The organism is Bradyrhizobium sp. ORS 375, assembly GCF_000239775.1.
Classification (GTDB): domain Bacteria; phylum Pseudomonadota; class Alphaproteobacteria; order Rhizobiales; family Xanthobacteraceae; genus Bradyrhizobium.
In genome coordinates this window covers 40,516-46,864 of sequence record NZ_CAFI01000080.1, presented here as the reverse complement: position 1 = coordinate 46,864, position 6,349 = coordinate 40,516, and the positions used below count along the sequence as shown (strand labels likewise).

Here is a 6,349-nt window from a genome sequence, read left to right as displayed (position 1 = left end):
ATTGGTCGGGTTGTCGAGCGCCGAGTTGACCTTCTTGCCCGTGGAGAGGTTGTTCTGCGTGGTGGCGAGGAGCTGAGCCGTCGACTGCAGCGAAAGCAGGTTCTGGCGAACCGACGCAGAGAGTACGATACCTGACATTGTCATTCCCTTCTGGATGAACATGAGTAGTGATCGCCGAACCGTTCTGTCGGCGACGAGGCAGACTGGTCCTCGGAATCCTACCCGTTCGTTAAATTGGCCCGGCAACGGCAGAAGGGGGCCTCGGCGGCCGCGATTAATCCTAATTGGCCACTAATCAATTCCGTTAATTGCGAGAAAATTTGTCAAACTCGCGCGGAAATGGCGCCAGAAGCGCCATCGTGGGTGTCTGGCGAGACCGGCGGCTCCATCGTTAGCAAAGCGATAACTATGAGCTGGAAAGGCGACTACGCCGGCTCGCGCTGCGCGCTTGGGAGGACGATTTCGACGCTCGCCGCCTGGTCGCACGACTCCGTCAGTGCAAGGCGTCCATTCGAACGTCTGACGAAATCCTCCACGATTCCGACGTCGTGAAACATGGAATCGGGTCGCGCGGCGCCGCTGTCCGTCCCCGAGGCCCGCAACATGATCATCACCTCGCGCTTGGCGAGGCCATCAGACGACGCGACCGGACTCTTCGTCGTGATGTCGATTCTGCCGCCGCCGTTCATGCCGTTGCGCGCGGTGATCCCCAGGCAAAGCAGCGCGGCCATCAATTGGCCCGGATCGACGAACACGGCCGGCACGTTCGGCTCCACCGAGGTCGTGACCTCCACCTCCGTTCCGAGAGTCGGCCGGAGCAGCCGGCCGACGTCGGTCAACAGCTCGTTCAGCTCGACGACGCATGGACGTGGCGGACGTCCGCGAGCGAATGACAACAGCTGCGACGTCAATCTTGCGCCGCGGGTCGCCGCCTCATCGATCAGGCGCGCCACAGCCGCGAGCTCGGGACGGTCTTCGACGGCTTCGGCGAGAATGTCGATGGTCCCCGTGATCACCGTGAGGATGTTGTTGAAGTCATGCAGCAGACCGCCGGCGACTTGCCCCACGATCGCCATTCCCGGATTGACGTCTTGCGCTGCCGGCTCTTCGCCCTTGTCCTGTGGCGACTGGTCGGCAACTTGATGATGAGAGAGCGCCATGAATCCTGACTACCTGTTGAGGACGAAACAGCGGCGATGCCGGGTCAACGCATACGGGTGGATGCTGCTGCCGTGCACAGCCTCATCGCTGAGCATCGATCGCGCGGCAAACTCGACGCGACATCAGCCCGGCAAGAGCTTGAGAAGCGCGCTCCGCAATGACGCATCGTTATGGCAGTTGGAGCGACTCGAGCCATTCGTTCGAGAAGAGTTGCATCGCGACCGACAAAGATCCGTCAACGAATCAGCGCGGTTATTAGCGATTTTGGCTTCAAGATGTCGACTGTCAATGATGGCTGCGGCTGCTTGAGATCCCGTGCGCGAATAGGGAACGCCGCGGGCGCGCAAACCGGAGGGTTGTTGCCAGGCCCGATCGGCGCGCTTTTGCGCGAGCTCCCGCTACCCCTGTATACAGCCTGCGTGCAGATCAAAGCGCGCCCGGCGTCGACGCTGGGCAACAGCGTCGTCGAAACACAATTGGCTTCTGCACATCAACGAGCACAACTGGAACCAATGATGGCTACTGGGAATCTTCCCTGGTTATTTTTCTTGTCAGCGGGCGTAACGCAGTTCTATGGAACCATGAGTGCATTGAGATCCGAGAGGCTCCGTTATTGCGATGCAGGAGATGGCTTTGGACCCCAGCTTGCGTTCTCCGAACGGTTTCCTGTCGTCGCTTGCCGACGATGATTTCGAGCTGATCCGCCCTTATTTGCGGACCGTCGATCTCGTACAGGACTCGGTGCTAGCCGAAGCCGGAGAGAAGCTTACGCGGATCTACTTTCCTCACCGCGGCGTCATCTCGCTGGTCGTCAATCTGGCGCGCGGCGAGCGCGTGCAGGTCGCCATGATCGGCCGGGACAGCTTCTTCGGCAGCATGTCGCTGCTCGCCGGCGGTGATCCCGTGGTGCTCAACAGCGCGGCGGTTCTCGTGCCAGGCACCGCCTCCGTCGTCGATATCGATCGCGTCCGGGCGGCGGCGGAGCAGAGCTCCACCTTCCGTTCGCAAGTGATGCGGCATGCACTCGCCATCTACGTGCAGAGCCAGCAGACGGCCGGCTGCAATGCGGCCCACACGGTTGAATCCCGGCTCGCCCGCTGCCTGCTGCAGACCCATGATCTCTCCGGCGGCAACAAGCTTTACATCACTCAGGAATCGCTCGCCCAGATGATCGGCGCCCGACGAAACAGCGTATCGCTCGTGGCGAGCACCCTGCAACAGGCGGATTTCATCCACTACAGCCGGGGCCATATCGAGATCATGGATCTCGAAGGTCTGAAGAAGACCGCCTGCGAATGCTACGGCGCCGTCCGGGGGCACTACGAGAAACTGGTCCGGCCACGCTGCCTGCCCTGAGCGCCTCCTTGCTCGGCTGTCATGGCCGCCTCAGTTGCAACGGAACGACCGCAGCAAGGGGTCCGTACAACTACGGGCCACGCGATGATCCGTCCCGTTGACCCGCACGGAATTAACGCGCTGTTCAACGGGCGCTGATAATTGTCGACGTGCTGACGAGCGCGAGTTCCAAGAAGCGTCGAATAATCTTCGTGCTGATATATCTCGCCCGTGTTCGGCTTTTGACCAAACGCGCGGAGTAATGACATGGCCTTTGATCTGTCGATGCCGATCCTGGTGGTCGATGACTACGCCACTATGATTCGGATCATCCGCAACCTGCTCAAGCAGCTCGGGTTCGAGAACGTCGACGACGCCAGCGATGGATCGGCCGCGCTCGCCAAGATGCAAGCGAAGAAATATGGTCTGGTGATCTCCGACTGGAACATGGAGCCGATGACCGGCTACGACCTGCTGCGCGAGGTCCGCGCCAGTCCCGAGCTGTCGAAGACGCCATTCATCATGATCACGGCGGAATCCAAGACCGAGAACGTCATTGCCGCCAAGAAGGCCGGCGTGAGCAATTACATCGTCAAGCCGTTCAACGCGGCCACCCTCAAGACCAAGATGGAAGCGGTGTTCGGCCCGGCCGACTAGTCCCGCCCCTCGACATTTCACGTGTTGCGGCCGGACCGGGTCCGGCCGTTTCCTTGTCGGGCCGGAGCCTGCATGACCTCCGGCGAACACCGGCCGTGATCGCGCGGGCGCCTCCCTCCGTAGTTGTACGGAAACCAAAATTTACGAGGGGGTCAGAGCCCCGGCGCTAGACAGGATCCCGCTCGCCGACGACCGCGCCAGGCCGGCAACGGGACAGGACTTCATGCGCAACGAGCTCCTCGTGATCGAAGATGCCGACGTGCATCTCTCCATCCTACGAAAGATCGCAACCCAGGCCGGCTTCAGCACGACTGGCGTCAGCTCGGTGGATGCCGCCTGCGCCGCCCTGCAAAACGGGCATTTCGATTGCGTGACCCTCGACCTGTCGCTCGGCGAACGATCCGGCACGGAGGTCCTCGATCGCCTCGCAAAGCTGAAGTTCCGCGGGCCGGTGCTGATCATCAGCGCCTCCGAGGAAGACGCGCTCTATGCGTCCGTCCGGATCGGGAATTTTCTCGACCTGAACGTGTACCCGCCCTTCTCCAAGCCGATCAATCTCACCCTGCTGCGCCGGACGCTGAAGCAGATTGCAAACGGGACCGACTGCCAGAGGCTGGCAGAGCGGCGGGCTGGTAGCGACCGATGAGCAACAAGAAGCGTTTCTCGGGAGCGCCTGCTGCGATCGCGCTCATCCTGATCTGCGTAATTGCCGGGAGCAACCTGTTCTTCCTGAGCAACCTGCGCGAGAACGCGCTTCAGCATGCCGAAGAAGATCTCAGCCGCCACAGCCTCACGCTGGCCGAGAACGCCGACCGCTCGGTGAAGTCCGTCGATCTCGTACTTACCAGCGTACGTGACTATCTGGCGCGCGGCGGTGCCATCGACGCCGAGGGCTATCGCAAGATCGCGTCGGACTATCAGACGCATCTGCTGCTCAAGGAGAAGATCGCCGGGCTGCCGCAGATCGACGCCGTGACTCTGATCGACGCGCAGGGCAAGCTCCTCAACTTCTCCCGCTACTGGCCGATCCCGGACGTCAACATCTCTGACCGCGACTATTTCAAGACGCTGAAGAGCGATCCCACGCTGCAGACCGTCCTCAGCACGCCGGTGCAGAATCGCGGCGACGGCACCTGGAACATCTACTTCGCCCGAAGGCTCAACGACGCCAAGGGCCAGTTCATGGGCATGATGCTCGGCGCCATGTCCGTGCCCCACCTGGAGAACTTCTTCGGCTCGACCTCGCTGGGCCTGGAGGCCGCCATATCGCTGATCCGCGAGGACGGCACGCTGCTCGCGCACTTCCCGCCCACCAGCGAGATCGGCAAGCCGACCTCCGGCTTCGGGCAGCGCGCGTTGTCGGCCGGCGGCGTGCTGCGCGAACCCTCGGCGCGGACCGGCGACATGCGTCTGCGCGCAGCGAAGATGCTGCCCAACTATCCAGCCATGATCGTGGTGTCGGTATCGGAGCAGCACGTCCTGACGGCCTGGCGCGCCATGGCCACACTGCTGGTCATCGTATCGCTGGTCAGCGCCCTGGCGGTGGTGGCCGCGGCGGTCCTGATCTCGCGCTGGTGGCAGCGCCATGAGCATCTGATCGAGGCGGCCGAGGCCGCGAACGCGGCGAAGTCGACCTTCGTCGCCATGATGAGCCACGAGATCCGCACGCCGATGAACGCGGTGCTTGGTCTCGCGACCACGCTGCTGGAGACCAATCTCGATCCCGAACAGCGCCGCTCGGTGGTGGCGATCCACAACGCGGGCGACAATCTGCTCGAGATCCTCAATGATATCCTCGATTTCTCCAAGCTGGAATCCGGCCAGCTCTCACTCGAGGACATCGCATTCTCCGCCGAAGCCCTGGTGCACAACACGCTGAGCATCATCGGACCGCGCGCATCGGCCAGGGATCTGAAGCTGAGATACGTCAGCGACCCGGCGGTGCCGTCGGCGCTGGTCGGCGACGCCGGCCGCATCCGCCAGATCCTGCTCAACCTCGTGTCCAACGCCGTCAAGTTCACCTCCTCGGGCGAAGTGGTGGTCACCACGCGATGCATCGAGAAGGACGAGAAGAAGGCGACCGTCGAGTGGTCGGTGACCGACACCGGCATCGGCATCGCGGCCGACAAGATCGGCTCGCTGTTCGCGAATTTCGTGCAGGCTGACAATTCGATCAGCCGACGCTTCGGCGGCTCCGGACTCGGGCTTGCGATCTGCAAGCGACTGACGGAGCAGATGGGCGGCGAGATCAGGGTTTCCTCGACGCTGGGCAGCGGCTCGACCTTCTCGTTCAGCCTGACCTTGCCGATCGCGGAAACCGTCGCGATGCCCGAGCAGAACGACGACAGCATCTACGCCTCGCTGCAGAGCCGGATCGCGGCATTCGGCCGGCCCCTGCGCGTGCTGGTGGTCGACGACAATCCGACCAATCGGCTGGTCGCGACCAAGATGCTCAAGGATTTCGAGATCCAGACCGACACCGCCTGTGACGGAGCAGAGGCTGTCACCGCCGCCAGTCGCTTCAACTACGATCTCATCCTGATGGATGTCCGCATGCCGGAGATGGACGGATTCCAGGCGACGCGGACGATTCGCGCGCGTGGCGAGCGTCGCTCCAACGTGCCGATCATCGCCTTCACCGCGAACGCCTTCATGGAGGACATCCGCGCCTGCCGTGAAGCGGGAATGAACGATTTCGTCGTCAAGCCCGCTCGCAAGAAGGCGCTTGTGGAAGCCATTCTGAGGGTTCTGCCCGCCCCTACCCCGGTCATGGAGACCGTGGCGTCCGACGTCGCACCGCTGGCGCCGGCCGAACAGGCGGTGAGGCCCGTCGACGTCTCTGGCGACTCGGACGTTGCTCCCGAGCCGGCGCTCGATCGCGAGTCCTATGCGGAGCTGGTCGGCGAGATCGGAGACGACGCGGCGCAGGAGATCCGCGAGGTGTTCTTCAGCGAAACCGACGCCCGTCTGAAGCTGTTACGCAAGCTGTCGCTCGATGGCGAGCGCATCAAGATCGGCCGTGAGGCGCACTCCCTCAAGAGCGCCGCCGGCACCTTCGGCTACAGACGGCTTGCGACCTATGCGCTCGCGCTCGAGAAGAGCGCCCCGCGGCTGTCGCCAAAGGAATACTCCGAGCTGCTCGACAATATCGAAGCCGCCTACGCCGCTGCGCGCGCACAGGAGCTGCAATACTGAC

At 62.8% G+C, this 6,349-nt stretch carries 5 protein-coding genes; 4 read left to right on the top strand and 1 reads right to left on the bottom strand.

What is annotated here, in order from left to right; all coding sequences use genetic code 11:
* Positions 1 to 425: 425 nt before the first annotated feature.
* A complete protein-coding gene (locus BRAO375_RS07070; protein ID WP_009026778.1) occupies positions 426 to 1,160 on the bottom strand; it encodes a histidine kinase dimerization/phospho-acceptor domain-containing protein in 735 nt (244 codons plus the stop codon).
* A gap of 634 nt (positions 1,161 to 1,794) precedes the next feature.
* Here BRAO375_RS07070 and BRAO375_RS07065 point away from each other — a divergent pair.
* The 4 genes from BRAO375_RS07065 (at position 1,795) to BRAO375_RS07050 (ending at position 6,348) form a co-directional block, all read left to right on the top strand.
* Positions 1,795 to 2,517 carry a Crp/Fnr family transcriptional regulator gene (locus tag BRAO375_RS07065; RefSeq protein ID WP_009026777.1) on the top strand — a complete coding sequence of 241 codons (723 nt, stop codon included), beginning with the start codon at positions 1,795 to 1,797 and terminating at the stop codon, positions 2,515 to 2,517.
* Positions 2,518 to 2,763: 246 nt separating this feature from the next.
* A complete protein-coding gene (locus tag BRAO375_RS07060) occupies positions 2,764 to 3,153 on the top strand; it encodes a response regulator (RefSeq protein WP_009026776.1) in 390 nt (129 codons plus the stop codon).
* Positions 3,154 to 3,376: 223 nt separating this feature from the next.
* Positions 3,377 to 3,799: a response regulator gene (locus tag BRAO375_RS07055; protein ID WP_009026775.1), complete on the top strand. Its 423-nt coding sequence runs from the start codon at positions 3,377 to 3,379 to the stop codon at positions 3,797 to 3,799.
* Positions 3,796 to 6,348, top strand: coding sequence for a hybrid sensor histidine kinase/response regulator (locus BRAO375_RS07050; protein WP_009026774.1), 2,553 nt, complete (start codon positions 3,796 to 3,798; stop codon positions 6,346 to 6,348). The genes BRAO375_RS07055 and BRAO375_RS07050 overlap by 4 nt, the downstream gene beginning before the upstream one ends.
* Position 6,349: the final 1 nt, after the last annotated feature.